The organism is Pseudomonas pergaminensis, from assembly GCF_024112395.2.
Classification (GTDB): domain Bacteria; phylum Pseudomonadota; class Gammaproteobacteria; order Pseudomonadales; family Pseudomonadaceae; genus Aquipseudomonas; species Aquipseudomonas pergaminensis.
Genome location: NZ_CP078013.2, coordinates 1,315,928 through 1,342,237 on the forward strand (window position 1 = coordinate 1,315,928; position 26,310 = coordinate 1,342,237).

A 26,310-nucleotide genomic window follows, 5' to 3' on the forward strand; every position below is an offset into this window, starting at 1 on the left:
AGCCAGCAGGTAGTAACAGACGCCTGAGGGAGGGTTGGCTCCCTCAGGAGATAAGCTTAGTCAGGTATCAGATTTTTACGTCAGGGGCTGGCTTGTCGCTTGGGTTTGCGATCAGCTCCTTAACCTTGTCGCTCATCGGGAAGTTCAGGTTCAGGCCTTTTGGTGGGATCGGGCTCTCGAACCACTTGCTGTAGATCTTGTTGATTTCGCCGGATTTGTACAGGGCAACGATGGCGTCATCGACCGCTTTCTTGAAGGCTGGGTCGTCTTTACGAACCATGCAAGCGTAGGCTTCGAAGGACTGCGGAGTACCGGTGATGACCCAGTCGTCCGGCTTCTTGGCCTTGGCTTCTTCACCGGCCAGCAGGGCGTCGTCCATCATGAACGCAACGGCGCGGCCGCTTTCCAGCATTTGGAAGGATTCGCCGTGGTCTTTGGCGGAGATGACGTTCATGCCCATCTGCTTGTCGGCGTTCATCGCCTTGATGATGCGCTCGGACGTGGTGCCAGCGGTGGTCACGACGTTCTTGCCTTTCAGGTCAGCGAAGTCGGCGTAGCTCGGCTTGCCATCCTTGTCTTTCTTGACCAGCAGGCGGGTGCCGATTTCGAAGATGTTGACGGTGAAATCAACTTGTTGGGCGCGTTCGGCGTTGTTGGTGGTGGAGCCGCACTCGAGGTCCGCGGTGCCGTTCTGGATCAGCGGAATACGGGTTTGTGAAGTGACCAGGTTGTACTTGGCCTTCAGGTCGGGTTTGTTCAGGTCTTTTTTCAGTTGCTCGACGACGGCCAGCTGAATGTCGTGGGAGTAGCCCACTGGTTTGCCCGAACCATCCGCGATGTAGGAAAACGGAATGGAGCTGTCGCGGTGAGCGAGAGTGATGGTGCCGGAGTCGTTGATCTTCTTCAGGGTGCCGGTGAGTTCGGCGGCGAACACTGGAGTGCTGATCAGAGCAGCAGCGATAGCTGCGCCCAGAATATGGGGAACGATGCGCATCAATACTTCCTCGACATTTGTTTTTTTTATGAAGCCGGCTAAACGGCTCTCTTGTACAGCGAATGCCCGTGACGGCTCCTGAGGCGTCTCAGGCAATCGTCCAAGAGTGTAGAGCATGAGTCGTGCCATACCTGGAATTAAAGGTTATCTATTTGATTTATAAGAAAATTAACTTTGTGTGACGGTTGGTTTTCGAAGCATGGGTCCGGCAAACCGAATGGTACGGTGTACGCCGTTCGGAAAACCGAATGGTGAAAGAGGGAAGGTGCAGGCATGAAAAAGCCCCTGGACCTCGTGGCACAGGGGCTTTTTATGGCGGCCTGGTCAGGCCGCTTCAATCTTTGCGCGGTGTTGCTCGACCTTGGACAGGTAACGCTGCACGTTGTCCTGTTCTTCCGGGGTGGTGAACAGGCCAAGCTTGGTGCGACGCCACAGCACATCCTGAGGCTGGGTTGCCCATTCCTCGGTGCACAGGTAATCGACCTCGCGGGTGTACAGGCCACCACCCAGATGATCGCCCAGGTCGGCCAGCGATTGCACGCCTTCGAGCAGGCGCCAGGTGCGGCTGCCGTAGGTGGTGGACCAACGGCGCGCGATCTCGCTTGGCACCCAGTCGAACTTGCTGCGGATGGCGTCAGCCAAGGCTTCTGGCGTGGTCATGTCTTCGCCGCCGGGCAGGCTGGCGGTAGCAGTCCAGCTTGGGCGCATGTGGGTGAAGTAGGGGGCCAGTTGCGCCATCGCCGATTCAGCCAGCTTGCGATAGGTGGTCAGTTTGCCGCCAAACACCGACAGGATCGGCGCCTCGCCCGTGCCGCCGGACAGTGCCAGGGTGTAGTCGCGCGTGATGGCTGACGGGTTGTCAGACTCGTCGTTGCACAGCGGGCGAACGCCGGAGTAGGTGTGGACGATGTCGTCGCGGCTCAGTTGCTTCTTGAAGTGAGCGTTGACCACCTTGAGCATGTAGTCGGTTTCACCCTCGGTGATCGCAACTGCAGCCGGGTCGCCGGTGTATTCGCGGTCGGTGGTGCCGATGATGGTCAGGTGATTCAGGTACGGAATGGTGAAGACGATGCGCTGGTCTTCGTTCTGCAGGATGTGCGCGTGGGCGCCTTCGTACAGTTTCGGCACGATCAGGTGGCTGCCCTGGATCAGGCGGATGCCGTAGGGCGAGTCCAGCTTCAGGTCGTCCTTGATGAATTTGGCGACCCATGGGCCGGCGGCGTTCACCAGTGCGCGGGCGCGGATCGAGAACAGGCTGCCGTCGGCGCGTTCCATGTTCATTTCCCACAGGCCCTTGCTGCGGTGTGCGCTGATGCACCGGGTCTGGGTGTGAATGTGCGCGCCTTTTTCGCGGGCGGCCATGGCATTCAGCACCACCAGGCGGGCGTCATCGACCCAGCAGTCGGAGTATTCGAAGCCTTTGGTGATTTCGCTTTTCAGCGGGCTGTCAGGGCCGAACTTGAGGCTTTTCGAACCGGCGAGCTTTTCGCGCTTGCCCAAGTGGTCGTACAGGAACAGGCCGGCACGAATCATCCACGCTGGGCGCAGGTGCGGGCGGTGCGGCAACACGAAGCGCATCTGCTTGACGATATGCGGGGCCTTGGCCAACAGTACTTCGCGTTCGGCCAGCGCTTCGCGCACCAGGCGGAATTCGTAATGTTCGAGGTAACGCAGGCCGCCGTGGATCAGCTTGCTGCTGGCGGAGGAGGTGTGGCTGGCCAGGTCATCCTTTTCGCAAAGGAATACCGACAAACCGCGCCCGGCTGCGTCTGCTGCAATGCCGACGCCATTGATCCCGCCACCGATAACGGCAACGTCATAGACTTCGGCAAGCGGTGGGGCAGGCAAGGTAGAAGGGTTCATCGGCTGGCCTCGCGATCTTTTCGTATTGGAATTCGAACATTAATGTTCATTTGCGAAAATGGTAGCTGATAAACGCGCGCACAGCCACCTGACTTCGATTGAAAAAACTCATCGAAGCGGCTGGAAAGGAAAATTTGTGAACATCTGCGGGCGGGACAAGCTACTGATGTGGTGAGCGGGGCAAGCCCGCTCACCCCAGGGTTACACGACTTCCAGTCGAACCTTATGCTGGCTCAACAGCTGCACCAGCGCCGGCACTGGCTGCTGGTCGGTCACCAGGCAGTCCACCAAACTGATCGGGCCCAGGCGAATCATGGCGTTGCGCCCGAATTTGCTGGAGTCCGCCGCCAGGATCACCTGGCGTGCATTGGCGATAATCGCCTGGGATACGCGTACTTCCTGGTAATCAAAGTCCAGCAGACTGCCGTCTTCATCGATACCGCTGATACCCACCAACGCAAAGTCGACCTTGAACTGGTTGATAAAGTCGACACTCGCCTGGCCCACTACACCGCCGTCACGGCGCACATTGCCACCGGTGAGCAGCACGTCAAAGTCGTCCTTGGCACTGAGCATGGTGGCGACGTTGAGGTTGTTGGTGATGATTTTCAGGTGATTGTGGTTGAGCAGCGCGCGCGCGATGGATTCGGTGGTGGTGCCGATATTGATGAACAGCGAGGCGTGATCGGGGATTTGCGCGGCGATGGCTTCGCCGATGCGCTGTTTCTCGTCGCGCATCTGGTCCGCACGCATGGCGTACGCGGTGTTCTCGACACTGGAATCATAGGCCGCGCCGCCGTGGTAGCGGCGCAGCAGATTGGCGTCCGCCAGTTGGTTGATGTCGCGGCGGATGGTTTGCGGGGTGACAACGAATAGCTGCGCCATTTCCTCGATACTGACATAGCCGCGTTCGCGGACCAGTTCGAGGATTTGTTGTTGGCGTGGAGGCAGATTCATGGGGCGTCCTTTGGGCTGCCATACAAAAGTGGCCCATGATGACGCAGGAATCCGCTCCCTGCCAGTTACAACCCTATATGGGTCCGGCGCTTGGCTTATTCAGCGCCTTCGTGCGGTTCCCAGTCACGGGTGCGGCTGACTGCTTTTTGCCAGCCGGCGTAGAGCTTCTCTTTGGCCGCTTCGTCCAGTTGTGGTTCGAATTCGCGCTCGATCACCGCCTTGCCGCGCAACTCGTCCAGGCTGCCCCAGAAGCCGCACGCCAGGCCAGCCAGGTAGGCGGCGCCGAGTGCGGTGGTTTCACGCATTTGCGGGCGCTCGACCTGGGTGCCGAGGATATCGGCCTGGAATTGCATCAGGAAGTTGTTGGCCACGGCGCCGCCGTCCACACGCAGGGCCTTGAGGCGTTCGCCGGAGTCCTGTTGCATGGCGTCGAGCACGTCACGGGTCTGGTAGGCAATCGACTCCAGCGCTGCACGAATAATGTGATCCACGCGTACGCCACGGGTCAGGCCGAACAGTGCGCCACGGGCGTACGGGTCCCAGTAAGGCGCGCCCAGGCCGGTGAAGGCTGGCACCAGGTACACGCCGTTGCTGTCCTTGACCTTGCCGGCGAAGTATTCGGTGTCGGTGGCATCGGCGATGATCTTCAGCTCGTCACGCAGCCACTGCACAGTGGAACCGCCGTTGAACACTGCGCCTTCCAGGGCGTAGGCCACTTCGCCGCGCGGGCCGCAGGCGATGGTGGTGAGCATGCCGTGCTTGGATTTCACCGCCTTGTCGCCGGTGTTCATCAGCAGGAAGCAACCGGTGCCGTAGGTGTTCTTGGCTTGGCCGGCTTCGACGCACATTTGGCCGAACAGTGCCGCTTGCTGGTCACCGGCGATACCGCCGATGGCGATGCCGCTCTTGGTGCGGCCGTAGATTTCCGAGGAGGATTTGACTTCCGGCAGCATTTCGCGCGGTACGTCGAGGATCTCCAGCATCTTCGCGTCCCACTCCAGCGTGTGGATGTTGAAGAGCATGGTGCGCGAGGCGTTGGTGTAGTCGGTGACGTGGGTCTTGCCGCCGGTAAATTTCCAGATCAGCCAGCTGTCGATGGTGCCGAACAGCAGTTCGCCGTTGCGCGCACGCTCGCGGCTGCCTTCGACGTTGTCGAGGATCCACTTGAGCTTGGTGCCGGAGAAGTACGGGTCGGTGACCAGGCCAGTGGTGTCATTGATGTATTGCTCGTGGCCATCGCGCTTGAGCTGCTGGCAGATCTCGGTGCTACGGCGGCATTGCCAGACGATCGCGTTGTAGATCGGGCGACCGGTGACTTTGTCCCACACCACGGTGGTTTCACGCTGGTTGGTGATGCCGATGGCAGCAACCTGGTCATGGTGCAGGCCGGCCTGTGCCAGCGCTTCGACCATCACCGCACTCTGGGTGGCGAAGATTTCCATCGGGTCATGCTCGACCCAACCGGCTTGTGGGTAATGCTGAGTGAATTCACGCTGGGCGGTGCAGACCACGTTGGCGTCACGATCAAAGATGATCGCGCGGGAACTGGTGGTGCCCTGATCAAGGGCAATGATGTAGTTCTTATTCTGAATGTCGGTCATGTCGATTGCCTTGGACGGAAAATAAGGAAGTAAGGAATCAGCCGGGTCCGTAAAGAGGCAGTGGGGACCCGGCCAGCGCTATCAGGAAATACGCGTCTTGCAGTTGACAGCCGTGTCAGGTGTTTCTTCAGCTATAGCAGGTGCGGCGCTCGGCAGGTGGCGGGCAATCAGCCCGCGATAGGCCGCAGCACCGAGGCATGCACCCACAATCGGCGCGAAAATCGGCACCAGGAAGTAAGGAATATCGCGGCCGCCCGTAAAGGCCATTTCACCCCAGCCAGCGAAAAAGGTCATCAGCTTGGGCCCGAAATCCCGCGCCGGGTTCATCGCAAAGCCAGTCAGTGGGCCCATTGCGCTGCCGATCACGGCGATCAGCAGGCCAATCAGCAGCGGGGCCAACGGGCCGCGGGGCAGGCCGTTGTTGTCATCGGTCAAGGCCATGATCACGCCCATCAGGATGGCGGTGATGACCATTTCCACCAGGAACGCCTGGGCAGTGCTCAGCAGCGCATGGGGATAGGTGGAGAACACCGACGCCAATTCCAGGCTGGCCTGGGAGCCACGCACCATATGGTGGGTTTGTTCGTAATCGAAAAACAGATTGCTGTAGAGCGTGTACACCAAGGCCGCCGAGCAGAAGGCGCCGGCGATCTGAGCGAGAATATAGAAGGGCAGTTTGCGCTTTTCGAAGTCAGCGAAAATACACAGCGCGATGCTGACGGCCGGGTTGAGGTGGGCCCCGGAAATACCGGCGCTCAGGTAGATCGCCATGCTGACGCCAACCCCCCAGATGATACTGATCTCCCACAAGCCAAAGCTGGCACCCGCGACCTTGAGCGCAGCGACACATCCTGTACCGAAGAAGATCAGAAGCGCAGTCCCCAGGAACTCGGCCATGCATTGGCTCGAAAGTGAAGGCTGTTGAAGAGCAGTTGTCATGGAAAACCTCAGTTGTTGTTCTTGTCTGGCGCACAACCTCAACGGATTGTTGCGCGATTTTCACCGTGGCAAGGATCCCCATCCCGGTCGCGGCTTACTGCTTCAATACTGCGGGTCTATTCCTACAGTATTCGGAAACGAAAAAATATAGACAAGAATGACGGCTGTCAAAGGTCGAAAGTGAACTGTCAGTCACTTTCAAACTATTGGTTTGGTGAATGATCACGCTTGGCACATTTCGCGTGTACCGCAAGAGAGTGCGGACTAGAGCGTTTTATGTGGGCTTGGCCTAGAATTGGCCATCTGTTTGCCACGCCTCGGAGCCGCCATGACGCCCGCATTGGACCTGTTGAAAAAAGTTCGCGCCGAACATCGAATCCACAGTTACGAACATGACCCCAAGGCGGCGTCATATGGGCTGGAAGCCGCGGAGAAATTGGGCCTCGACCCGGCGCGGGTGTTCAAGACCTTACTGGCCAGCAGTGAGAAGGGTGAATTATTGGTGGCAGTGGTGCCGGTCGTCGGAAGTCTGGACCTGAAAGCCCTGGCGCAGGCGGCAGGCGTCAAGAAAGTCGAAATGGCCGACCCGGCAGCCGCGCAACGTTCCACCGGTTACCTGTTGGGCGGCATCAGTCCGTTGGGGCAGAAGAAGCGGTTGCGCACGTTTATCGATGTGACGGCGCAGCCATTTGCGACGATTTTTGTGAGTGCGGGGAGAAGGGGCTTGGAGGTTGAGTTGCCAGCCGTGGTGCTGGCTGAGCATACCCAGGCCAAGTTCGCGCCGATTGGTCGCGCCTGACGTCCATTTAGACGTGTATGAGCCAGGTGTGGGAGCGGGCTTGCTCGCGAAGGCGGTGTATCAGTCAATCAATAGGTCGACTGACACTCCGTTTTCGCGAGCAAGCCCGCTCCCAGGTTGATCCGGTTTCTTCAGTTGGCGGGGCTGTAGCGGCGCACGCCGGATTCGACTTGAGGAATCTGCGCGGCGGTGCTGCCTGAGGCCTGGAACAGCACCAGGTGTTCGGCGGCTACACGGATCCCCACATCCGCACCGACCTGATGGTCGGCATGGCTCGGGAAAATCGACTCCAGCTGCGCGCCGGTCGGCAGTTGCAGGCGATACAAGGTCGACGCGCCGAGGAAGGTCTTGCCGACGATCCGCGCTTTCAAACCGCTGTCCGGGGCGTAGACGATGTCGTCCGGGCGCAGTAGCACGTCCACCGCGCCGCCGGTGGGCCAGGTGTAGGCGCGGTTGCCGCGCAACTCACCCAGCTCGGTGCTGACCGATTCCGGCGAACTCAATTGGCCACGGATGAAGTAACCCTGGCCGATAAAGCTGGCGACGTAGGGCGTCTGCGGTTCGTGATAGAGGTTGTAGGGCGTGTCCCACTGTTCAAGCCGGCCCTCTTTGAACACGCCGACCTGATCGCTGACGGCAAAGGCTTCTTCCTGGTCGTGGGTCACCAGGATCGCGCTGGTGCCGCGTGCCTTGAGAATGTCGCGCACCTCGTGGCTGAGCTTGCGCCGCAACTCGCCATCGAGGTTGGAAAAGGGTTCATCCAGCAACAACAGGGCCGGCTCCGGCGCCAACGCGCGGGCGAGGGCGACGCGTTGTTGTTGGCCGCCGGAAAGCTCGTGGGGAAAGCGCTTGCCCAGGTTCTTCAGGTTGACCAGCTCCAGCAACTCAGCCACCACGCGGTCTTTCTGCGGATGCTTGCGAATACCGAAGGCAATGTTGTCGGCCACGCTCAAGTGAGGAAACAGTGCGTAGTCCTGGAACACCATCCCGATACGACGTTTCTCTGGTGCCAGTGTGAAACCGGCACTGGAGATCACTTCACCCGCCAGGCTGATTTCACCTTCGTGCACCGGCTCAAACCCGGCAATCGCCCGCAGCGTGGTGGTTTTGCCGCAGCCCGAAGAACCCAGCAGGCAACCGATGTCGCCGGCGTTGAGGTGCAGATTGAGGTTCTGCACCACCCGTTGATCTTGATAGCCGCATGCCAGATTGCGCAGGTTCAGCAGTAATGAATGGCTCATGCGTGGTGGTACGACGGCGGAACGAGGAATTCGAGCAGCGCCTTTTGCGCGTGCAGGCGGTTTTCAGCCTGGTCCCAGGCGACCGAGCGTGGGTCGTCGAGCAAGTCGAGGCTGATCTCTTCACCACGGTGGGCTGGCAGGCAGTGCATGAACAGCACATCCGGCGCGGCCAGGTCGAGCAGCGCGCGGTTCACTTGGTACGGCGCGAACAGGGCCAGGCGCTGGGTGGTCTCGTCTTCCTGGCCCATGGAGGTCCAGACGTCGGTGCTCACCAGGTGCGCGCCAATCACGGCGTCGCGTGGGTCGCGCACGAGGGTCACACGGTCACCGGCCTGTGCCAGGAAGCGCGCGTCCGGCTCGTAGCCTTCCGGGCAGGCAACGCGTAGGTGGAAGTCGAACTGGATGGCGGCTTCTATATAGCTGTTGCACATGTTGTTGCCGTCGCCGATCCAGGCCACGGTCTTGCCCTGGATCGAGCCACGGTGTTCGAGGAACGTTTGCATGTCGGCCAGCAACTGGCACGGGTGCAGGTCATCGGACAGGCCGTTGATCACCGGCACGCGGGAGTTGGCGGAAAATTCGGTCACGGTGCTGTGGGCAAAGGTACGGATCATCACCGCATCAAGCATGCTCGAGAGGACGATGGCGCTGTCGGCGATTGGCTCGCCACGGCCCAATTGGGTGTCGCGCGAGGACAAGAAGATGGCCTGGCCACCCAGTTGGATCATGCCGGCTTCGAAGGACACGCGGGTGCGGGTCGACGACTTCTCGAAAATCATCCCGAGCACGCGGTTTTTCAAAGGCTCGAACAGTACGCCGCGGTTACGCAGGTCTTTAAGCTCAATGCCTCGACGGATCACGCTGACCAGCTCTTCGGGCGTGCAATCCATCAGGGAGAGAAAGTGCCTTGCGCTCATCATTAACTACCTTTTTGCAACAGACCGCAGATACTCAAAGCCTTGTTTATTGTGACAACGGGCGAGACCTGCGGCGAAAGCCGCACGGGGCGACGAAATAGGGGAAGGCGCGATCTTATAATTAAATGTCGCGTCTTACCAATAGGGCTACGGTTTTTAGGGGTGTTCAAGCAGGGCGCCGGAGCGCTTTTGAAGACGAATACCAGACAGCAGCGGGTCATTTGTACACTGGCGTCACAACCTTTTGCAATGCGCGGAGGCGGCTGCGGGCCAGGCTGAGTCGGTTTCAGCGTGGCTGTGCGAAGTTTCTGAAACATTTGCTCATGCTTAGCCATGGCCGGGCCTGATGCTTGTCGATTCACGGCACTGACGTTGGTGGTGCCTTGGCCTTCAGCGGCCCATAGTGGAATCAAAGCCCTGATAAGAGACTGGCCATGACCAAGACTCTCCACCACCGTGCCTGCCATCTGTGTGAAGCCATCTGCGGCTTGACGCTCGAAACCACCCAGGCCGACGACGGCAGCCTGGCAATCACCTCGATCAAGGGCGACGCCCAGGACAGTTTCAGCCGTGGGCATATCTGCCCCAAGGCCGTGGCGCTGCAGGATATCCAAAATGATCCCGACCGCCTGCACCAGCCCATGTTGCGGGTGGGCAGCGAATGGCAGCCAATTGCCTGGGATGAGGCCTTTGCACGCGTTGCCGAGCGGTTGGCCGGCATTCAGGCGCGGCACGGGCAGAATGCAGTGGCGGTGTATCAGGGCAATCCCAGCGTGCATAACTATGGGTTGATGACCCACAGCAACTACTTTCTTGGGCAACTGAAGACGCGCAATCGGTTTTCCGCTACCTCGGTGGACCAGTTGCCCCACCACCTCACCAGTTACCTCATGTACGGCCATGGTCTGTTGCTGCCCATCCCGGACATCGATCACACCGACTTTATGCTGATCCTGGGCGGCAACCCACTGGCGTCCAACGGCAGCATCATGACCGTGCCCGATGTGGAGAAGCGTCTCAAGGCGATCCAGGCGCGGGGCGGCAAAGTGGTTGTGGTCGACCCTCGGCGCAGCGAGACGGCGGCGATGGCCGACCAGCATCTGTTCGTGCGTCCAGGCGGTGATGCGGCATTGTTGTTCGGCGTACTCAACACCTTGTTTACCGAAGGCCTGACCCGCGACAGCCATCTGCCGGTTGAAGGCCTTGAGGATGTACGCCGTGCCATCGCCGGCTTCACCGCCGAGGCCATGAGCCGTCAGTGTGCAGTGCCTGCCGAGCAGATCCGCCAACTGGCGCGGGACTTTGCCGCCGCCGACAAAGCGGTATGTTACGGGCGCATGGGTGTTTCGACCCAGGCGTTCGGCACCCTGTGCCATTGGTTGGTGCAATTGATCAACCTGGTGACGGGCAATCTGGATCGTGTCGGTGGGGCGCTCTGCACCACACCGGCGGTGGATCTGGTGGCATCGACCGGTGGTGGGCATTTCAATCGTTGGCAGAGCCGGGTTTCCGGGCGCCCGGAATACGGCGGCGAGCTGCCGGTGTCGGCGTTGGCCGAAGAAATGCTCACCGAAGGCGATGGGCAAATCCGTGCCCTGGTGACAGTGGCAGGCAACCCGGTGCTGTCGACGCCCAACGGCCGGCAACTGGAGCAAGCCCTGGATGGCCTGGAATTCATGGTCAGCATCGACCTCTATATCAACGAGACCACGCGGTATGCCGACCTGATCCTGCCGTCCACGTCGGCGCTGGAAAACGATCACTACGACACGACCTTCAATATGTTCGCGGTGCGTAATGTCACCCGGTTCAACCGGGCGATTCTGCCCAAGCCCGTGGGCGCGCTGCATGACTGGGAGATCTTCGTCGGCCTGGCCCAGGCGTTTGCCGCACAGACCGGCACGACGCTCAAGCCCACGATGCCGCCTTCGCACATGATCGATTTCGGCCTGCGCGCCGGGGTGTACGGTGATGCCTCCAGTCATAAGTTATCTGTGGCCATGCTGGCGGATCATCCCCACGGCGTGGACCTCGGGCCACTGCGGCCCAACCTTGCCGCACGTCTGAAAACCACGGATGGTAAGGTGCAAGCGGCACCGGCGGTGATCCTCGCCGACCTGGCGCGTTTTGCGGCGCAGCCGATGCCCCTGGCCGACGAACTGCTGCTCATCGGCCGTCGTCATGTGCGCAGTAATAATTCCTGGATGCATAACTATCACCGGCTGGTGAAAGGTAAGCCGCGCCATCAATTGTTGATGCACCCGGATGACCTCGCCAGCCGGCAGCTGAATGATGGCCAGCGTGTGCGCGTGAGTTCGCGCATCGGCATGATCGAAGTGGAAGTAGTCGCCAGCCTGGACATGATGCCTGGCGTGGTCAGCCTGCCTCACGGTTGGGGCCATGGACGACCGGGTGTGCAGATGACGATCGCCAGCGGACAGCCGGGGGCGAGTGCCAATGACTTGACCGACGAGCGGCAGTTGGATGAGTTATCCGGCAATGCGGCGTTGAATGGCGTTCCGGTGCAGGTAGCAGCCGCCTGAGCACCAGGCTGGAATTTTGCGTTACAATGCGCCACCGTGCCGACCTGTGAGTCGCAAAGTTCCAGCCGAGGTGTTCCATGGATATCATCGAAACGATCAAAGAGCAGATTGCCAACAACACCATTCTGCTTTACATGAAGGGCGCGCCCAACGCTCCTCAGTGCGGTTTCTCCGCGAAGGCGTCCCAGGCCATCATGGCGTGTGGCGAGAAATTCGCTTACGTGGATATCCTGCAAAACCCCGAAATCCGCGCCAACCTGCCAAAGTATGCCAACTGGCCTACATTCCCACAGCTGTGGGTAGCCGGTGAGCTGGTCGGCGGTAGCGACATCATCGTTGAGATGGCGGCTGATGGTTCGTTGCAGGCGCTGATCAAAGAAGCAGCGGCCAACGCCGCAGCCAAGACCGACGCGTAATCGTGTAGGCGCCGGCAAGCCGGCGCCTACCCGTCATCGGTCAATAAAAAGCCCCGCTTCTCGTGAGAGAGCGGGGCTTTTTTGTACCGGCGCGCTGAGGGCTTATTCGCCCATCTGCGATTGCAGGTAGTTTTCCAGGCTGACCTTGTCGATCAGGCCCAATTGGGTTTCCAGCCAGTCGATATGCTCTTCCTGGTCTTCGAGGATGTCTTCCAGCAGCTCACGGCTGCCGAAGTCGCCCTTGGTCTCGCAGTGAGCGATGGCGGCCTTGAGGTCGCTGTGGCTCTTGCGCTCGAAACCCAGGTCGCTGCCGAGCATTTCCTGGGTGTGCTCGCCGATGTTCAGCTTGCCCAGGTCCTGCACGTTCGGCAGACCTTCCAGGAACAGGATGCGCTTGATCAACGCGTCAGCGTCTTTCATGGCCTTGATGGATTCTTTGTATTCGCGCTTGCCCAGCTTTTCCAGGCCCCAATCGTCATACATGCGCGCATGCAGAAAGTACTGATTGATCGCGACCAGTTCATTGGCAAGGATTTTGTTGAGTTGCTGGATGACTGAGATGTCGCCTTTCATGACTGGGGTCCTGCCCTGTAATAGCTGTGTATAAGGCGGAGTTTGAGCGGCGAATTCCCTAGTGTCAAACCTAAGTTATTGAATAATAAATGAAAATTAATCGGAATAAGAATGTTTGTGTTCCGCGTCTTGACGCTAACTAATTGAATTGCGGGCATAAAAAAACCGGACACTAAGTCCGGTTCTTTAAAACACGCCTAATCAGGCGTGTGTAAATTCTGCTGAATAGGGGAGCGCGGACTGGGCTGTCTGCAGCTGCGTCAGGGTTTCCCGTACCACTTGCTTGGCGAGGCAAGCACATTTACCGCACTGGCTGGCAACGCCGGTGGTTTCACGCACTTCCTTGTAGCTGCAGCAACCTTCATAGATTGCTTCGCGGATTTGTCCGTCGGTGACGCCAGTACAGAGGCACACATACATAAGGGAGAACCGTCGCGGGTTTAAGGCTTAAGTGCGATGGATCTTAATGTTAACGAGAATGATTGTCAAAGTAGATTCGTAGGGTATTCGCTGGCACCGCGCCCGCACTGACGAACGGTTTTTTCAGTGTATGATGGTCGGTCTTCACGAAGCGTGACTGCGTCACAGGGCTGTCGCCTAAACACGGCAGACTCAAGGCCGGTCCTTTTACTTCAATCGTCACCCCTACATCAGGAGATATCCAATGAGCGTACTCGTCGGCAAACAAGCCCCGGATTTCGACGTCCCAGCCGTCCTCGGCAATGGCGAAATCGTAGACAGCTTCAAACTGTCTGAAGCCATCAAAGGCAAATACGGCCTGGTGTTCTTCTACCCGCTGGACTTCACCTTCGTCTGCCCTTCGGAGCTGATCGCTCTGGACCACCGCATGGACGATTTCAAGGCGCGCAACGTTGAAGTGGTAGCCGTTTCCATCGACTCCCATTTCACCCACAACGCCTGGCGCAACACTGCCATCAACGATGGCGGCATCGGCAAAGTCAAATACACCATGGCTGCCGACATGAAGCACGACATCGCCAAGGCCTACGACGTTGAATCCGAAGGCGGCGTGGCGTTCCGTGGCGCATTCCTGATCGACGACAAAGGCGTGGTTCGCTCCCAGATCATCAACGACCTGCCACTGGGTCGTAACATGGAAGAGCTGATCCGTCTGGTCGACGCCCTGCAATTCCACGAAGAGCACGGCGAAGTCTGCCCTGCCAACTGGAAAAAAGGCGACAAAGGCATGAACGCTTCGCCAGAAGGCGTTGCGGCTTACCTGACCGAGAACGCTGGCAAGCTGTAAGCCAGAATCGAGGTACAAAAAAACCGGCCTGTGAAAGGGCCGGTTTTTTTTGTGCTCAGGAAAAGCGCCTGTGGCAAGCCCGCTCACCACAAAAGCGCTGTTAGTCGTTGAAGTCTTCCCAGCCGCCCATCTGCTTCCAGCGGTTGACGATGCCGCAGAACAGCTCGGCAGTCTTCTCGGTGTCGTAGCGGGCCGAGTGAGCCTCACGACCGTCAAAGTCGATACCGGCGGCCTGGCAGGCCTTCGCCAGCACGGTCTGGCCATAAGCCAGACCAGCGAGGGTTGCGGTGTCGAAGCTGGAGAACGGGTGAAACGGATTGCGCTTCATGTCCAACCGCGCCACGGCGGCGTTCAGGAAGCCCAGGTCGAAACTGCTGTTGTGGCCGACCAGGATCGCGCGCTTGCAGCCATTGGCCTTCAGCGCCTTGCGCACGCCACGGAAGATATCGGTCAGCGCCGCTTCTTCACTCACCGCCATGCGCAGGGGGTGATCAAGCTTGATCCCAGTGAACTCCAGGGCAGCCGCTTCGATATTCGCGCCTTCAAACGGCTCGACGCGGAAGAAGTGGGTGTGTTCCGGGAACACAAAGCCCTGTTCATCCATGCCGATAGTGGTCGCGGCGATTTCCAGCAGCGCGTCGGTGGCGCAATTGAAACCACCGGTTTCTACGTCGATGACAACCGGCAGATAGCCGCGGAACCGCTCGGCCATCGGGTGACGGGAGCCGCCACCACTGTGCTCGTGTTCGTCATCGTAATGGTCTTCACTCACTTGCTTTCCTCCAGCAGGCGCCAGCGCAGTGTTTCACCGGCGCGCAGCGGGATAACAGTCAGCTCGCCAAACGGCAGGCTGGCAGGGGCGGTCCAGTCTTCACGGACCAGGGTGATGCGGTCGGTATTCGCTGGCAGGCCGTAGAAACGCGGACCATTGAGGCTGGCGAACCCTTCGAGCTTGTCCAGCGCATTGCGCTGTTCGAACGCTTCGGCGTACAGCTCGATCGCGGCATATGCGGTATAGCAGCCGGCACAGCCGCACGCGGCTTCTTTCGCGTGTTGGGCGTGAGGCGCGGAGTCGGTGCCGAGGAAAAACTTCGGATTGCCGCTGGTCGCCGCATCCAGCAAGGCCACCTGGTGGGTGTTGCGCTTGAGGATCGGCAAGCAATAGAAGTGCGGCCGGATCCCGCCCACCAGCATGTGGTTGCGGTTGTACAACAGGTGATGCGCGGTGATGGTCGCGCCGACGTTGGCCGAGGCCTCGGTGACGAACTGCACGGCATCGGCGGTGGTGATGTGCTCGAACACCACCTTGAGGGTCGGGAACAGCTCGACCACACGGCGCATATGCTCGTCGATGAAGATCTTCTCGCGATCAAACACGTCCACGTCGCCACGGGTAACTTCACCGTGGATCAGCAGCGGCATGCCGACTTCCGCCATGGCTTCGATGGCCGGCAGGATCTTGTCGATACTGGTCACGCCGGAATCGGAGTTGGTGGTCGCGCCGGCCGGGTACAGCTTGGCGGCGTGCACGAAGCCGCTGGCCTTGGCCTCGCGAATTTCTTCGGGCTGGGTGCGGTCGGTGAGGTAGAGCACCATCAGCGGTTCGAAGCGGCTGCCGGCCGGCCGAGCAGCGAGGATACGCTGGCGGTAGGCATCGGCTTGCTCGGCGTTACGCACCGGAGGTACCAGGTTAGGCATGATGATGGCGCGGCCAAACGTGCGCGCTACATCGGCCACGGTGTGGGGTAACGCAGCACCATCGCGAAGATGAATATGCCAGTCGTCGGGACGCAGCAGGGTCAGGCGGTCGGACATTGGGGATTCCAGGCGGGTCAATCTGGTGGGAATGCTACCGGAAAAGACTCTTGCAGGCACCCGCTATCAAGTTTTGCAGGATGCAACCGATAGCCTTTTGTATGCCTTATCGATGTATGACGCTTTGAAGTGTTGTAGAAACCAGTGGAGCCTCCCGTGCGCCAGCATTATCTAGCCCTGCTCAGTGTGTTCGCCAGCCTGCCTGCGATGGCCCTCACGTTCCAGACACGTCTGGAGAATATTGAGTGGAAGGTAGAAGGCGACCAGTTCGAGTGCCGCCTGACACAGCCGATCACCGACTTCGGCTCGGGTGAGTTCGTGCGCCGGGCCGGCGAGCAGGCGACGTTTCGTCTGAAAGCCTATAATGGCTCGCTGGGCGCAGGCTCGGCGACCTTGCTGGCCGCCGCTGCGCCTTGGCAGCCGGGGCGCGGTGATATCAACCTTGGCGCCGTGCGTGCCGGCAGCGGCGACGTCTTGTTCAACAGCTCCCAGGCCCAGGCCGGGCGCCTGTTCACGGGGCTTCTGGAAGGGCGCAGCCCGACTGTTCGCCACTACGGGCGTGAGGGCGGCTACTCGGAAATTCGCCTGTTGCCGGTGAAATTCAACAAGGCCTTTAACGACTATCAGCTGTGCACCACCAAGCTGTTGCCGATGAATTACGACCAGGTCAAGCAGACCGAGGTCGGGTTCCCCGGCGGTGGTATCGAGCTGGACGCGGCGGCCAAGAAGAAGCTCGACGTGATCCTCGCGTTCATGAAAGCCGATCCCACCGTCAACCACATCGAGTTGAACGGCCATTCGGACAACAGCGGCAACCGCTTGACCAACCGCGACATCTCGCGCCGCCGTGGCCTGGCAGTCATGGACTACTTCAAGGCCAACGGTATCCAGGAATCGCAGATCACCCTGCGTTTCCATGGCGAAAGCTACCCACTGGCGCCGAACACCAATGCGGCCAACCGGGCACGCAATCGTCGCGTGAATATTCAGCTTGAGCGCGTGGCTCCCCCCGAGAAACCGGCCCCCACGGCCACCGGCCCGAGCAACCCTGCGCACACCTCATAAGGGGCGACCATCGGTCGCCCGCTCGACATAATCTGTCGCTTTATCTTCATTTGCTGTCGCGCCCCTGTAAATTCGCGGTTTTGGTCGGTAGAATCGACGCCTTTCCGTACAACCCCGTGGAGTGATGGCATGGCCGACGTAAACAAGGTCGTTCTCGCGTATTCCGGCGGCCTGGACACTTCGGTGATCCTCAAGTGGCTGCAGGATACTTATAACTGTGAAGTGGTGACCTTCACCGCTGACCTGGGTCAGGGCGAAGAGGTCGAACCTGCACGTGCCAAGGCGCAAGCCATGGGCGTGAAAGAGATCTACATTGACGACCTGCGCGAAGAGTTCGTCCGCGATTTCGTTTTCCCGATGTTTCGCGCCAACACCGTCTACGAAGGCGAGTACCTGCTGGGTACCTCCATCGCACGTCCGCTGATCGCCAAGCGCCTGATCGAAATCGCCAACGAAACCGGCGCCGACGCCATTTCCCATGGCGCGACCGGCAAGGGCAACGACCAGGTGCGTTTCGAACTGGGTGCCTATGCACTCAAGCCAGGCGTGAAAGTGATTGCCCCGTGGCGCGAATGGGACCTGCTGTCCCGTGAAAAGCTGATGGATTACGCTGAAAAGCACGCGATCCCGATCGAGCGTCACGGCAAGAAGAAGTCCCCGTACTCGATGGATGCCAACCTGCTGCACATCTCCTATGAAGGCGGCGTGCTGGAAGACACCTGGACCGAGCACGAAGAAGACATGTGGAAGTGGACCGTCTCCCCGGAGAACGCTCCCGACAAGCCGCAATACCTGGAACTGACCTACCGCAACGGCGACATCGTCGCATTGGACGGCGTCGAAATGACCCCGGCCACCGTGCTGGCGACCCTGAACCGTATCGGTGGCGAACACGGTATCGGCCGTCTCGACATCGTCGAGAACCGTTACGTGGGCATGAAGTCCCGTGGCTGCTACGAAACCCCAGGCGGCACCATCATGCTGCGCGCCCACCGCGCCATTGAGTCCATCACCCTGGACCGCGAAGTGGCTCACCTCAAAGACGAGCTGATGCCCAAGTACGCCAGCCTGATCTACACCGGCTACTGGTGGAGCCCTGAGCGTCTGATGCTGCAACAGATGATCGACGCATCCCAGGTTCACGTGAACGGCGTTGTGCGCCTGAAGCTGTACAAGGGCAACGTGATCGTTACCGGTCGCAAGTCCGATGAATCGCTGTTCGACGCCAACATCGCCACCTTCGAAGAAGACGGCGGCGCCTACAACCAGGCGGACGCAGCGGGCTTTATCAAGTTGAATGCACTGCGCATGCGCATTGCGGCCAACAAAGGTCGCTCGTTGTTCTAAGTCTCGGCGCACTATAAAGAATGGCCCCTTGTTCAAGGGGCCATTTTTTTTGGCTGTGGATTTTGTGGTGGGTTGTGGGGTTTATTTTTTTAAACGTGCGTTGATGTTTTTCTAAGTCCCTTTCCTTTTCAATGGTTTTGAATGAATTTTTGTTTAAAGGATGTAGGGAGAATGAAATTTTTACATCTGCATAGGAACTAGTCTTACAGAAAATTCACTCATGAAAGCACAGCGAATATATAAAACGCTGAAAGTTCTGTAGGAATTAGGGGTGTAAGTGAATATGTTGAATGGAACTAAAATAGACAGATTTTTCTTGACAGTTTTCTTACGCTCAAGCGATAGGCAAGGGGCATTTCCTGACAGTTACGTACGGCACGTTTACCTGACCCCGCATATCCCAGGGATATTTCACTCAAAATATGTAAGCCACCGGAAAGGTCTGAAAGGATCCATAAAATCAGAAACCTCCGAGAAGGCGTTTTTTTGTAGGCTAATTCCGTTATCGCTGTGGGGTGGGTCTCTGCTTGCTGTTGCTTGGGGGGGAATGCTATGCCAACTAGGAAACGACTAGGCTATTGTGCTTGCTCTAAATAATTCGAACAGCGAAATTGGACTTTCTCATGAATAAAGTGCTGATCGTGGATGATCATCCCGTCATTCGTCTTGCTGTGCGTATGCTAATGGAGCGTCATGGTTATGAGGTCGTTGCCGAGACCGATAACGGCGTCGATGCGTTGCAACTTGCACGGGAGCATATGCCGGACATTGTCATACTGGATATCGGGATTCCCAAACTTGATGGGCTGGAAGTTATCTGCCGGCTGTCTTCTACCAAGCAGGCCAACCCGTTCAAGGTGCTGGTGCTGACGTCCCAGGCTCCCGGCCATTTTTCCATGCGCTGCATGCAGGCAGGGGCTGCCGGCTACGTGTGCAAGCAACAGGACCTGACCGAGCTGCTGAGTGCGATCAAGGCAGTCTTGTCAGGCTACAGCTACTTCCCGAACCAGGCGCTCAACTCGGTACGCTCCACCATGGGCAATGCCAGCGAGGCCGATATGGTCGAGCGCTTGTCCGGCCGGGAAATGATGGTATTGCAGCAGTTGGCCAGGGGCAGGACCAACAAGGAAATTGCCGACGGCATGTTCCTCAGCAACAAGACTGTCAGTACCTACAAGACGCGTTTGCTGCTCAAGCTCAACGCCCGCTCCCTTGTCGACCTGATCGAGCTGGCCCAACGTAACGGCTTGGTATAGAGGAGGGCACTGCAGCGCGTGTTGGCGTGGGTAACCGGCAGAAAAAAGCCTCCGTGAGGGAGGCTTCCGACCGTCGACGCTCAATCAGAGATCGAAGTCGTAATCGGCCAGTTGTCGTTGCAAGCGTCGTTCTTCCAGAAGATTGTCGATGGTGCGGCGTTTGCTCAAATTAGTCTTGGCGACCTCAACCACAGGTGCCTCTGTCCCATCGTCATCCGACTCAACGAGGTCGTCTTCCACTTCCAGTTGTTCTTTGCCAGTGCTCATAAGGTTCACTCCGGGCTAAGACTGCCGTTGGCGCTCCTTATAACGATAATCCATGGTTGGGTAAAAAAGATTTTTTCAATCGGCTGATCGAGAAAACCAATGATTCCTCAATCGTCGGACGTCTTGTCCTTGTATTCGCACAAGTCTTCGATGCGACAACTGCCACAGCGCGGCTTGCGGGCCTGGCAAACATAGCGTCCGTGAAGGATCAGCCAGTGGTGGGAATCCAGCAGATACGGCTTGGGTACGAACTTCATCAGTTGCTTTTCCACCTCCACCACGTTCTTTCCGCGGGCAATGCCGGTGCGGTTGCTGACCCGGAAAATGTGGGTGTCCACAGCCATGGTCAGTTGCCGGAAGGCAGTGTTGAGTACCACGTTGGCGGTTTTACGGCCAACGCCCGGCAGGGCTTCCAGGGCTTCACGGGTTTGTGGCACTTCACTGCCATGCAGTTCCATCAGCAGGCGACAGGTCTCGATCACATTCTTGGCCTTGCTGTTGTAGAGGCCGATGGTCTTGATGTATTCCGACAACCCTTCCACACCCAGGGCATGGATCGCCTCCGGCGTATTCGCCACGGGATACAGCTTGGCGGTAGCCTTGTTGACGCCGACGTCGGTGGATTGGGCCGACAGGATCACCGCAATCAGCAACTCGAACGGCGTGGTGTAAGCCAGTTCGGTCTTCGGTTCAGGATTGTCTTCGTGAAGCCTGCGGAAAATTTCCAGGCGTTTAGCGGCATTCATCGGGCGGTGGGTTCCTTGCAGGCGGTCGGCATAAATGTGAAAGGTGGATCCAGGCTTTGGGTTCTGCGAGCAATCGTCCGAGCAGGATAAACCATCGCCAGGGTGCCCGGCAGCGCTTGCGGTGGATCAAGCGTCGACGTAGACGTCCACCTGGCGTTGCGCTTCTTCGAGCCTGAGCTGCGCGGCGATCAGTTGATCCGCGCTCGCCCCCGGCTGCCGTTGCAGCTTGCTGACATCGGCTCGGGCGTACGCCAGGGCGGTTTTCAGCTGGCGCAGTTGTGCGTCTATCGGGCGTTTTTCCACCCGCTGCAAATCGGGCCTGGGCTGCTCACTGTCAGCCTCGGCGTTGTGCAAGGCTTGCTCCGCGCTGGACAGCGCAGCGCTCAAGGTTGCCAGTTGCTGCTCGTCAGCGTTCAGGTCCTGGGCTTTTTTCAGCTCGGCACGTCGCATGGCCAATTGGATCTTCGCTCGTTTGAGTGCGGGGTCTTTTGGCGGCGGTGAGGTTGTTGGAGCGGCGGCTTCCAAGGCGGTGAGTGCCTGCTCAGCCGCTTCGAACTGCTGTTGCAGGATGATCAACTGCGATTGCTGCTCGAAGGTCGGTGGGTGGCCGAACGCCTTCAACGACTTGTGCAGCTGGGCACGGCTCATGGCGACCGTGATTTTAGCCTTTTTGACCGCCGCATCCTGGGCCGCCTGAGTCGCATCGGCGGGCATGGGGGCTGCGGGCGCCGAGCGCTTGGCCCGTGCCAGGCGTTCGGCGAGTTTGTGTGCTTCTTCCCGTTGCAGGCGCGCGTTGCGCTGCTCAAAACGCCGCCGCGCCCGGTCGCGCTTCAAGCCGCGCTCATGATGCTCATGATCATTGGCTGCCAGGCCACCTACCATCGGCAGCACGCCGGTCGCGGGGTGCATTTCAATGCAATCGACAGGGCAGGGCGCAACGCACAGGTCGCAACCGGTGCACTCATCGATGATGACGGTGTGCATCAACTTGGCGGCGCCGACGATGGCGTCCACCGGGCAAGCCTGGATGCACTTGGTGCAGCCGATGCACTCGGCCTCGCGAATGTAGGCCACTTGGGCGGGCGCCTCGCCGCGGCTGGTGTCCAGGTCCAGCACCGGCACGCGCAGCAAGGCTGCAAGGCCGGCGATGGTTTCCTGCCCGCCGGGCGGACACTTGTTGATGGCCTCGCCGCGCGCAATGCCCTCGGCGTAAGGCTTGCAACCCGGGTGCCCGCACTTGCCGCATTGGGTCTGCGGCAGCAGCGCGTCGATACGTTGAATGAGGTTCATGCTGTGATCATGGGTATGCCGATTAAGCGAACAGGCTCGTAATGGATTTGTAGGAGCGCGGCTTGCCGGCAATGGCGTCCCTGAGGTCGCCATTGCCGGCAAGCCGGGCTCCTACAACAGGCCTAATTTACTCGCCACAGGCCCATAGGCTTACTTGATGCGTTGACCCGGCTTGGCACCGCTGTCAGGGCTCAACAGGTAGATCTCTTCGCCACCAGGACCCGCCGCCATCACCATGCCTTCGGATATGCCGAACTTCATTTTCCGAGGCTTGAGGTTGGCGATCATCATGGTCAGGCGACCATCGAGCTTGGATGGGTCTGGATAAGCGCTCTTGATCCCGGAGAACACATTGCGTTGTTCGCCACCGAGGTCCAGGGTCAGGCGCAGCAGCTTGTCGGCACCCTCCACGGCTTCGGCCTTGACGATCAGCGCGACACGCAGGTCCACGGCAGCAAAGGCGTCGAAGTCGATTTCAGCAGAAATCGGATCCTTGGCCAGCTCGCCGTTACCGGCCGGAGCCGATTCGCCGGTGTCGGTCTGGCTGGCGACCAGGTCTTCTTTCGAAGCGTCGGTCATGGCCTGGACTTTCACCGGATCGATGCGGGTCATCAACGGCTTGAATTCGTTCAGTTGATGGTTGCTGAGCAGGGTGGCGTGGTCGTTCCAGGTCAGCGGCGCAACGTTGAGGAATGCCTCGGCGTCGGCAGCCAGCAGTGGCAGCACCGGCTTGAGGAAGATCACCAGTTGGCGGAACAGGTTGACGCCCGTGGCGCAGATCGCCTGGACTTCCGCCTGCTTACCTTCCTGCTTGTTCAGCGACCACGGCGCCTTGTCGGCGATCCAGGCGTTGGCACGGTCGGCCAGGCCCATGATCTCGCGCATGGCGCGGGCAAAGTCACGGGCTTCATAGGCGTCGGCGATGCTCGGCGCAGCGGCCAGGAACGCGTCGGTCAGCTCTGGTGCGGCGTTCTCGGCCACCAATACACCGGCGTTGCCCTTGTGGATAAACCCGGCGCATCGGCTGGCGATGTTGACGACCTTGCCGACCAGGTCCGAGTTGACCTTCTGTACGAAGTCTTCCAGGTTCAGGTCCAGGTCGTCGACGCCACGGCCAAGCTTGGATGCGTAGTAGTAACGCAGGTATTCCGGCGACAGGTGGTCCAGGTAGGTACGCGCCTTGATAAAGGTGCCACGGGACTTGGACATCTTCTGGCCATTGACCGTCAGGTAGCCGTGCACCGCAATGCCGGTCGGCTTGCGGTAGCCTGAACCTTCGAGCATCGCCGGCCAGAACAGGGCGTGGAAATTGACGATGTCCTTGCCGATGAAGTGGTACAGCTCGGCGGTGGAGTCCTTGCCCCAGAACGCGTCGAAGTCCAGCTCCGGCGTACGGTCGCACAGGTTCTTGAAGCTGGCCATGTAACCGATCGGCGCATCCAGCCACACGTAGAAGTACTTGCCCGGCTCGCCCGGGATCTCGAAGCCGAAGTACGGCGCATCGCGGGAGATGTCCCACTGCTGCAGGCCACTGTCGAGCCATTCGGAGAGTTTGTTGGCCACGGCGTCCTGCAGGGTGCCGCTGCGCGTCCAGGTTTGCAGCATTTGCTGGAAATCCGGGAGCTTGAAGAAGAAGTGCTGGGAATCCTTGAGCACCGGGGTGGCGCCAGAAATTGCCGACTTCGGATCCTTCAAGTCAGTCGGTGCGTAGGTTGCACCACATTTTTCGCAGTTGTCACCGTACTGGTCTTCAGTGCCGCATTTTGGGCAAGTGCCCTTGATGAAGCGGTCGGCCAGGAACATTTTCTTTTCCGGGTCGAAATACTGGGTGACCGAACGCTGGTCGATGTGCCCGGCATCCTTCAAGCGCAGGTAGATCTGGCTCGACAGCTCGCGGTTTTCGACGGAGTGGGTCGAGTGGAAATTGTCGAAATCCACCAGGAACTCGGCAAAGTCGGCGCTGTGTTCAGCCTGCACGTTGGCGATCAGTTGTTCCGGGGTGATGCCTTCCTTTTCGGCGCGCAACATGATGGCCGAACCGTGGGCGTCGTCCGCGCAGACATAAATGCATTGATTGCCGCGATGCTTCTGGAAGCGCACCCACATATCGGTCTGGATGTACTCAAGCATATGGCCAAGATGGATGGAACCATTGGCATAGGGCAGGGCGCTGGTGACGAGGATCTTGCGTGGCTCGGACATGGGGCTCGGCTACTTGATGAAACGGAGGTCGGCCACTATAAAGCGCCGGGAAATATATTTCACCCCGTGGCGCTGTTTCAGAATCTTCCCAACCTTCGAAAGCATGCCGTTGAGGCGCTGGAACGGTTAGGATAGCCGCCTGTTTCAGTCAGTCTTTTTTCGGGAGTAGCCCATGAGCGCCGTCAATCGCGCAGCGGTGGAAGCCGTTCTTCGCCAGTACACCGACCCTTATTTGAACCAGGACCCGGTCAGCGCCGGCTGTGTTCGCGCCATCGAGGTCCAGGGTGACCAGGTGTCGGTCCAGCTGGAGTTGGGCTACGCCGCCGGCCTGTTCAAAAAGGGTTGGGCGCAGATGCTGCAAATGGCCATCGAAGGCCTCGACGGCGTGGCCTCGGCCAAGGTAGACATCCAATGCGTGATCGCGCCACACAAGGCCCAGGCGCAGATCCCTGGCCTGGCCAACGTCAAGAACGTGGTGGCCGTGGCCTCCGGCAAGGGCGGCGTGGGTAAATCCACCACGGCGGCCAACCTGGCCCTGGCGTTGGCCCGCGAAGGCGCGCGGGTGGGCATTCTCGATGCGGATATCTACGGGCCGAGCCAAGGTGTGATGTTCGGCATCGCCGAAGGCACGCGGCCAAAGGTCAAGGACCAGAAGTGGTTCGTACCGATCGAGTCCCTGGGCGTGGAAGTGATGTCCATGGCCTTCCTCACTGACGACAACACGCCGATGGTCTGGCGTGGGCCGATGGTCTCCGGCGCCTTGCTGCAACTGGTCACCCAGACCGCCTGGGGCGACCTGGACTACCTGGTGATCGACATGCCGCCAGGCACCGGCGATATCCAGCTGACCCTGGCACAGAAAGTCCCGGTGGCCGGTTCGGTGATTGTCACCACGCCTCAAGACCTGGCGCTGCTCGACGCGAAGAAAGGCGTGGAGATGTTCCGCAAGGTCAATATCCCGGTGCTGGGCGTCGTGGAGAACATGGCGGTGCACATCTGCTCCAACTGTGGCCATGCCGAGCATCTGTTCGGCGAAGGCGGTGGCGAGAAGCTGGCAAGCCAATACGGCGTTGAGCTGCTGGCCTCATTGCCGCTGTCGATGGTGATTCGCGAACAGGCCGACGGTGGCAAGCCCACCGTGGCAGCAGACCCTGATGGCCAAATCGCCATGGTGTACCAGGAACTGGCCCGCCATGTGGGAGCACGGATCGTGTTGCAGGAAGCTGCAAGCCCGGCAATGCCGACTATTTCTGTCAGCGACGACTGAGGCGATTGCAGGTCGTCGAGCCCCGACAGTGTCGGGGCTTTTTCTTGTCCGGCGATTGAGAAAGGCTGCTTGTTACGCTTTTACGCAATTGCTCGTGTAAGCATTTACTTACTTTCTCGTAAGTGTTTGGTTTTTTTTCCATCCCGGAGCGTCTCAAACTGGCTAGGGGATTCTCTATCTAATTGAAAAATAACAATTATTTATATCGTTTTGGGTGCGGGAGGCTGTCAGTTGCCGGGTTGGATCTTGTTGAACTTACTTTGGAACTCTCTAAGATCAGCCCTGTGTCCACGGATTGACACAGCCATCAAGGAACGATGGTTGAAGGAACGTCGCAGGATGCGATTCATCAGGATGATGAAAAGGAATACAGGGACTAGGGAAAAAATGTGGGCGGGTCAAACCGCCCCTTTTTTTTGCCTGCAGGAAAGTGAAACCCACCTTCCAGAAACGCAAAAAGGCCCGCAAGGGGCCTTTTGGGGGGCGACGCTATCAGCGTTCTAGGTCTGCAATCTTACCTTTTTTGCCATCCCACTCCGCTGCATCTGGCATCGGGTCTTTGCGTTCAGTGATATTCGGCCAGATTTCCGCCAGCTCGACGTTCAACTGAATGAATTCCTGCATCTCTGCCGGGACTTCATCCTCGGAGAAAATAGCGACGGCCGGGCATTCAGGTTCACACAGGGCGCAGTCGATGCACTCATCCGGGTGGATAACCAGGAAATTCGGGCCTTCGTAGAAGCAGTCCACCGGACACACTTCGACGCAGTCGGTGTACTTGCACTTGATGCAGTTGTCGGTAACGACGAAGGTCATTTCTAATTCTCTCCTCAGGCGGCGGCAGCGAAACCCTTTGTGGCAGGGCTCGCGAGGTTCGAGAGCGATAGTCTGCAGGCCAGGCTAATAGCCTGCAGCATCCCAAACCGCGCGAGAGTCTACCAGCTT

Annotated in this window: 24 protein-coding genes; 8 read left to right on the forward strand and 16 right to left on the reverse strand. The window is 59.1% G+C overall.

All coding sequences use genetic code 11. From position 1 onward, the window contains the following. Positions 1–67 precede the first annotated feature (67 nt). The 5 genes from KUA23_RS05880 to KUA23_RS05900 all read right to left on the reverse strand — a co-directional run bounded on the left by KUA23_RS05880 (position 68) and on the right by KUA23_RS05900 (position 6,354). Complete coding sequence (locus KUA23_RS05880) at positions 68–994, reverse strand: glutamate/aspartate ABC transporter substrate-binding protein (protein WP_010212760.1); 927 nt, start codon at positions 992–994, stop codon at positions 68–70. Positions 995–1,318: 324 nt separating this feature from the next. Further along, positions 1,319–2,857, reverse strand: a complete 1,539-nt coding sequence (gene glpD / locus KUA23_RS05885) for a glycerol-3-phosphate dehydrogenase (protein WP_099494169.1) — start codon at positions 2,855–2,857, stop codon at positions 1,319–1,321. A gap of 201 nt (positions 2,858–3,058) precedes the next feature. Beyond that, entirely contained in the window at positions 3,059–3,814 is a 756-nt protein-coding gene (locus tag KUA23_RS05890) for a DeoR/GlpR family transcriptional regulator (RefSeq protein ID WP_025856881.1), read from the reverse strand. 95 nt (positions 3,815–3,909) lie between these two features. Further along, the gene (glpK, locus tag KUA23_RS05895) at positions 3,910–5,415 is read right to left on the reverse strand and encodes a glycerol kinase GlpK (RefSeq protein ID WP_034102403.1); all 1,506 of its coding nucleotides are present in this window, start codon (positions 5,413–5,415) and stop codon (positions 3,910–3,912) included. A gap of 81 nt (positions 5,416–5,496) precedes the next feature. After that, positions 5,497–6,354 (reverse strand): MIP/aquaporin family protein, encoded by an 858-nt coding sequence (locus tag KUA23_RS05900; RefSeq protein ID WP_252993576.1) that lies wholly within the window; start codon positions 6,352–6,354, stop codon positions 5,497–5,499. Positions 6,355–6,682: 328 nt separating this feature from the next. On the opposite strand from KUA23_RS05900, the gene ybaK reads away from it, so the two are divergent. Then, positions 6,683–7,153 (forward strand): Cys-tRNA(Pro) deacylase, encoded by a 471-nt coding sequence (gene ybaK / locus KUA23_RS05905; RefSeq protein ID WP_078047114.1) that lies wholly within the window; start codon positions 6,683–6,685, stop codon positions 7,151–7,153. 131 nt (positions 7,154–7,284) lie between these two features. On the opposite strand, the gene KUA23_RS05910 is transcribed toward ybaK, so the two are convergent. Together KUA23_RS05910 and argF are read right to left on the reverse strand one after the other, a co-directional pair. Beyond that, on the reverse strand, positions 7,285–8,394 hold the full coding sequence (locus tag KUA23_RS05910; RefSeq protein ID WP_078047115.1) for an ABC transporter ATP-binding protein: 1,110 nt from the start codon (positions 8,392–8,394) through the stop codon (positions 7,285–7,287). Beyond that, on the reverse strand, positions 8,391–9,311 hold the full coding sequence (gene argF, locus KUA23_RS05915; protein WP_034102406.1) for an ornithine carbamoyltransferase: 921 nt from the start codon (positions 9,309–9,311) through the stop codon (positions 8,391–8,393). Before argF ends, KUA23_RS05910 begins: the two co-directional genes overlap by 4 nt. A 434-nt stretch (positions 9,312–9,745) precedes the next feature. Here argF and KUA23_RS05920 point away from each other — a divergent pair, with 434 nt between their 5' ends. Beyond that, positions 9,746–11,854, forward strand: a complete 2,109-nt coding sequence (locus KUA23_RS05920) for a molybdopterin oxidoreductase family protein (RefSeq protein ID WP_078047117.1) — start codon at positions 9,746–9,748, stop codon at positions 11,852–11,854. A gap of 77 nt (positions 11,855–11,931) precedes the next feature. Continuing rightward, positions 11,932–12,270 (forward strand): Grx4 family monothiol glutaredoxin, encoded by a 339-nt coding sequence (gene grxD, locus KUA23_RS05925; protein WP_065906770.1) that lies wholly within the window; start codon positions 11,932–11,934, stop codon positions 12,268–12,270. A gap of 102 nt (positions 12,271–12,372) precedes the next feature. Here grxD and bfr read toward each other — a convergent pair whose 3' ends face one another. Together bfr and KUA23_RS05935 are read right to left on the reverse strand one after the other, a co-directional pair. Then, on the reverse strand, positions 12,373–12,843 hold the full coding sequence (gene bfr / locus KUA23_RS05930; protein WP_010212744.1) for a bacterioferritin: 471 nt from the start codon (positions 12,841–12,843) through the stop codon (positions 12,373–12,375). A gap of 201 nt (positions 12,844–13,044) precedes the next feature. Further along, positions 13,045–13,263: a bacterioferritin-associated ferredoxin gene (locus KUA23_RS05935; protein WP_078047118.1), complete on the reverse strand. Its 219-nt coding sequence runs from the start codon at positions 13,261–13,263 to the stop codon at positions 13,045–13,047. Positions 13,264–13,507: 244 nt separating this feature from the next. On the opposite strand from KUA23_RS05935, the gene KUA23_RS05940 reads away from it, so the two are divergent. After that, the gene (locus KUA23_RS05940) at positions 13,508–14,110 is read left to right on the forward strand and encodes a peroxiredoxin (protein WP_003172097.1); all 603 of its coding nucleotides are present in this window, start codon (positions 13,508–13,510) and stop codon (positions 14,108–14,110) included. Between the two features lie 100 nt (positions 14,111–14,210). Here the strand turns inward: KUA23_RS05940 and rnt are convergent, their stop codons facing one another. Then, positions 14,211–14,882, reverse strand: coding sequence for a ribonuclease T (gene rnt / locus KUA23_RS05945; RefSeq protein WP_010564138.1), 672 nt, complete (start codon positions 14,880–14,882; stop codon positions 14,211–14,213). Further along, positions 14,879–15,925, reverse strand: a complete 1,047-nt coding sequence (gene pyrC, locus KUA23_RS05950) for a dihydroorotase (RefSeq protein ID WP_034102409.1) — start codon at positions 15,923–15,925, stop codon at positions 14,879–14,881. The genes rnt and pyrC overlap by 4 nt, the downstream gene beginning before the upstream one ends. Positions 15,926–16,081: 156 nt before the next feature. Here pyrC and KUA23_RS05955 point away from each other — a divergent pair, with 156 nt between their 5' ends. The 3 genes from KUA23_RS05955 to KUA23_RS05965 all read left to right on the forward strand — a co-directional run bounded on the left by KUA23_RS05955 (position 16,082) and on the right by KUA23_RS05965 (position 19,593). Then, positions 16,082–16,990: a flagellar protein MotY gene (locus tag KUA23_RS05955; protein ID WP_252993577.1), complete on the forward strand. Its 909-nt coding sequence runs from the start codon at positions 16,082–16,084 to the stop codon at positions 16,988–16,990. 129 nt (positions 16,991–17,119) lie between these two features. Next, on the forward strand, positions 17,120–18,337 hold the full coding sequence (locus tag KUA23_RS05960) for an argininosuccinate synthase (RefSeq protein WP_010212738.1): 1,218 nt from the start codon (positions 17,120–17,122) through the stop codon (positions 18,335–18,337). Between the two features lie 623 nt (positions 18,338–18,960). Then, complete coding sequence (locus tag KUA23_RS05965; protein WP_078047120.1) at positions 18,961–19,593, forward strand: response regulator transcription factor; 633 nt, start codon at positions 18,961–18,963, stop codon at positions 19,591–19,593. 84 nt (positions 19,594–19,677) lie between these two features. Here the strand turns inward: KUA23_RS05965 and KUA23_RS05970 are convergent, their stop codons facing one another. The 4 genes from KUA23_RS05970 to metG form a co-directional block, all read right to left on the reverse strand. Further along, a complete protein-coding gene (locus tag KUA23_RS05970) occupies positions 19,678–19,860 on the reverse strand; it encodes a PA3496 family putative envelope integrity protein (RefSeq protein WP_099494175.1) in 183 nt (60 codons plus the stop codon). Between the two features lie 107 nt (positions 19,861–19,967). Next, positions 19,968–20,606, reverse strand: coding sequence for an endonuclease III (gene nth, locus KUA23_RS05975; protein WP_099494176.1), 639 nt, complete (start codon positions 20,604–20,606; stop codon positions 19,968–19,970). Between the two features lie 126 nt (positions 20,607–20,732). Next, entirely contained in the window at positions 20,733–21,989 is a 1,257-nt protein-coding gene (rsxB, locus tag KUA23_RS05980; RefSeq protein ID WP_256997327.1) for an electron transport complex subunit RsxB, read from the reverse strand. 57 nt (positions 21,990–22,046) lie between these two features. Further along, entirely contained in the window at positions 22,047–24,098 is a 2,052-nt protein-coding gene (metG, locus tag KUA23_RS05985) for a methionine--tRNA ligase (RefSeq protein ID WP_078047124.1), read from the reverse strand. Between the two features lie 172 nt (positions 24,099–24,270). On the opposite strand from metG, the gene apbC reads away from it, so the two are divergent. Next, on the forward strand, positions 24,271–25,365 hold the full coding sequence (gene apbC, locus KUA23_RS05990) for an iron-sulfur cluster carrier protein ApbC (protein WP_078047125.1): 1,095 nt from the start codon (positions 24,271–24,273) through the stop codon (positions 25,363–25,365). 492 nt (positions 25,366–25,857) lie between these two features. Here apbC and fdxA read toward each other — a convergent pair whose 3' ends face one another. Then, complete coding sequence (gene fdxA / locus KUA23_RS05995) at positions 25,858–26,181, reverse strand: ferredoxin FdxA (RefSeq protein ID WP_003208688.1); 324 nt, start codon at positions 26,179–26,181, stop codon at positions 25,858–25,860. Between the last annotated feature and the right edge of the window lie 129 nt (positions 26,182–26,310).

Coding starts and splice junctions, on each gene's coding strand:
- KUA23_RS05880 (WP_010212760.1), bottom strand. CDS start 994: ATGCGCATCGTTCCCCATATTCTGGGCGCAGCTATCGCTGCTGCTCTG.
- glpD (WP_099494169.1), bottom strand. CDS start 2,857: ATGAACCCTTCTACCTTGCCTGCCCCACCGCTTGCCGAAGTCTATGAC.
- KUA23_RS05890 (WP_025856881.1), bottom strand. CDS start 3,814: ATGAATCTGCCTCCACGCCAACAACAAATCCTCGAACTGGTCCGCGAA.
- glpK (WP_034102403.1), bottom strand. CDS start 5,415: ATGACCGACATTCAGAATAAGAACTACATCATTGCCCTTGATCAGGGC.
- KUA23_RS05900 (WP_252993576.1), bottom strand. CDS start 6,354: ATGACAACTGCTCTTCAACAGCCTTCACTTTCGAGCCAATGCATGGCC.
- ybaK (WP_078047114.1), top strand. CDS start 6,683: ATGACGCCCGCATTGGACCTGTTGAAAAAAGTTCGCGCCGAACATCGA.
- KUA23_RS05910 (WP_078047115.1), bottom strand. CDS start 8,394: ATGAGCCATTCATTACTGCTGAACCTGCGCAATCTGGCATGCGGCTAT.
- argF (WP_034102406.1), bottom strand. CDS start 9,311: ATGAGCGCAAGGCACTTTCTCTCCCTGATGGATTGCACGCCCGAAGAG.
- KUA23_RS05920 (WP_078047117.1), top strand. CDS start 9,746: ATGACCAAGACTCTCCACCACCGTGCCTGCCATCTGTGTGAAGCCATC.
- grxD (WP_065906770.1), top strand. CDS start 11,932: ATGGATATCATCGAAACGATCAAAGAGCAGATTGCCAACAACACCATT.
- bfr (WP_010212744.1), bottom strand. CDS start 12,843: ATGAAAGGCGACATCTCAGTCATCCAGCAACTCAACAAAATCCTTGCC.
- KUA23_RS05935 (WP_078047118.1), bottom strand. CDS start 13,263: ATGTATGTGTGCCTCTGTACTGGCGTCACCGACGGACAAATCCGCGAA.
- KUA23_RS05940 (WP_003172097.1), top strand. CDS start 13,508: ATGAGCGTACTCGTCGGCAAACAAGCCCCGGATTTCGACGTCCCAGCC.
- pyrC (WP_034102409.1), bottom strand. CDS start 15,925: ATGTCCGACCGCCTGACCCTGCTGCGTCCCGACGACTGGCATATTCAT.
- KUA23_RS05960 (WP_010212738.1), top strand. CDS start 17,120: ATGGCCGACGTAAACAAGGTCGTTCTCGCGTATTCCGGCGGCCTGGAC.
- KUA23_RS05965 (WP_078047120.1), top strand. CDS start 18,961: ATGAATAAAGTGCTGATCGTGGATGATCATCCCGTCATTCGTCTTGCT.
- KUA23_RS05970 (WP_099494175.1), bottom strand. CDS start 19,860: ATGAGCACTGGCAAAGAACAACTGGAAGTGGAAGACGACCTCGTTGAG.
- nth (WP_099494176.1), bottom strand. CDS start 20,606: ATGAATGCCGCTAAACGCCTGGAAATTTTCCGCAGGCTTCACGAAGAC.
- rsxB (WP_256997327.1), bottom strand. CDS start 21,989: ATGGCGACCTCAGGGACGCCATTGCCGGCAAGCCGCGCTCCTACAAAT.
- metG (WP_078047124.1), bottom strand. CDS start 24,098: ATGTCCGAGCCACGCAAGATCCTCGTCACCAGCGCCCTGCCCTATGCC.
- apbC (WP_078047125.1), top strand. CDS start 24,271: ATGAGCGCCGTCAATCGCGCAGCGGTGGAAGCCGTTCTTCGCCAGTAC.
- fdxA (WP_003208688.1), bottom strand. CDS start 26,181: ATGACCTTCGTCGTTACCGACAACTGCATCAAGTGCAAGTACACCGAC.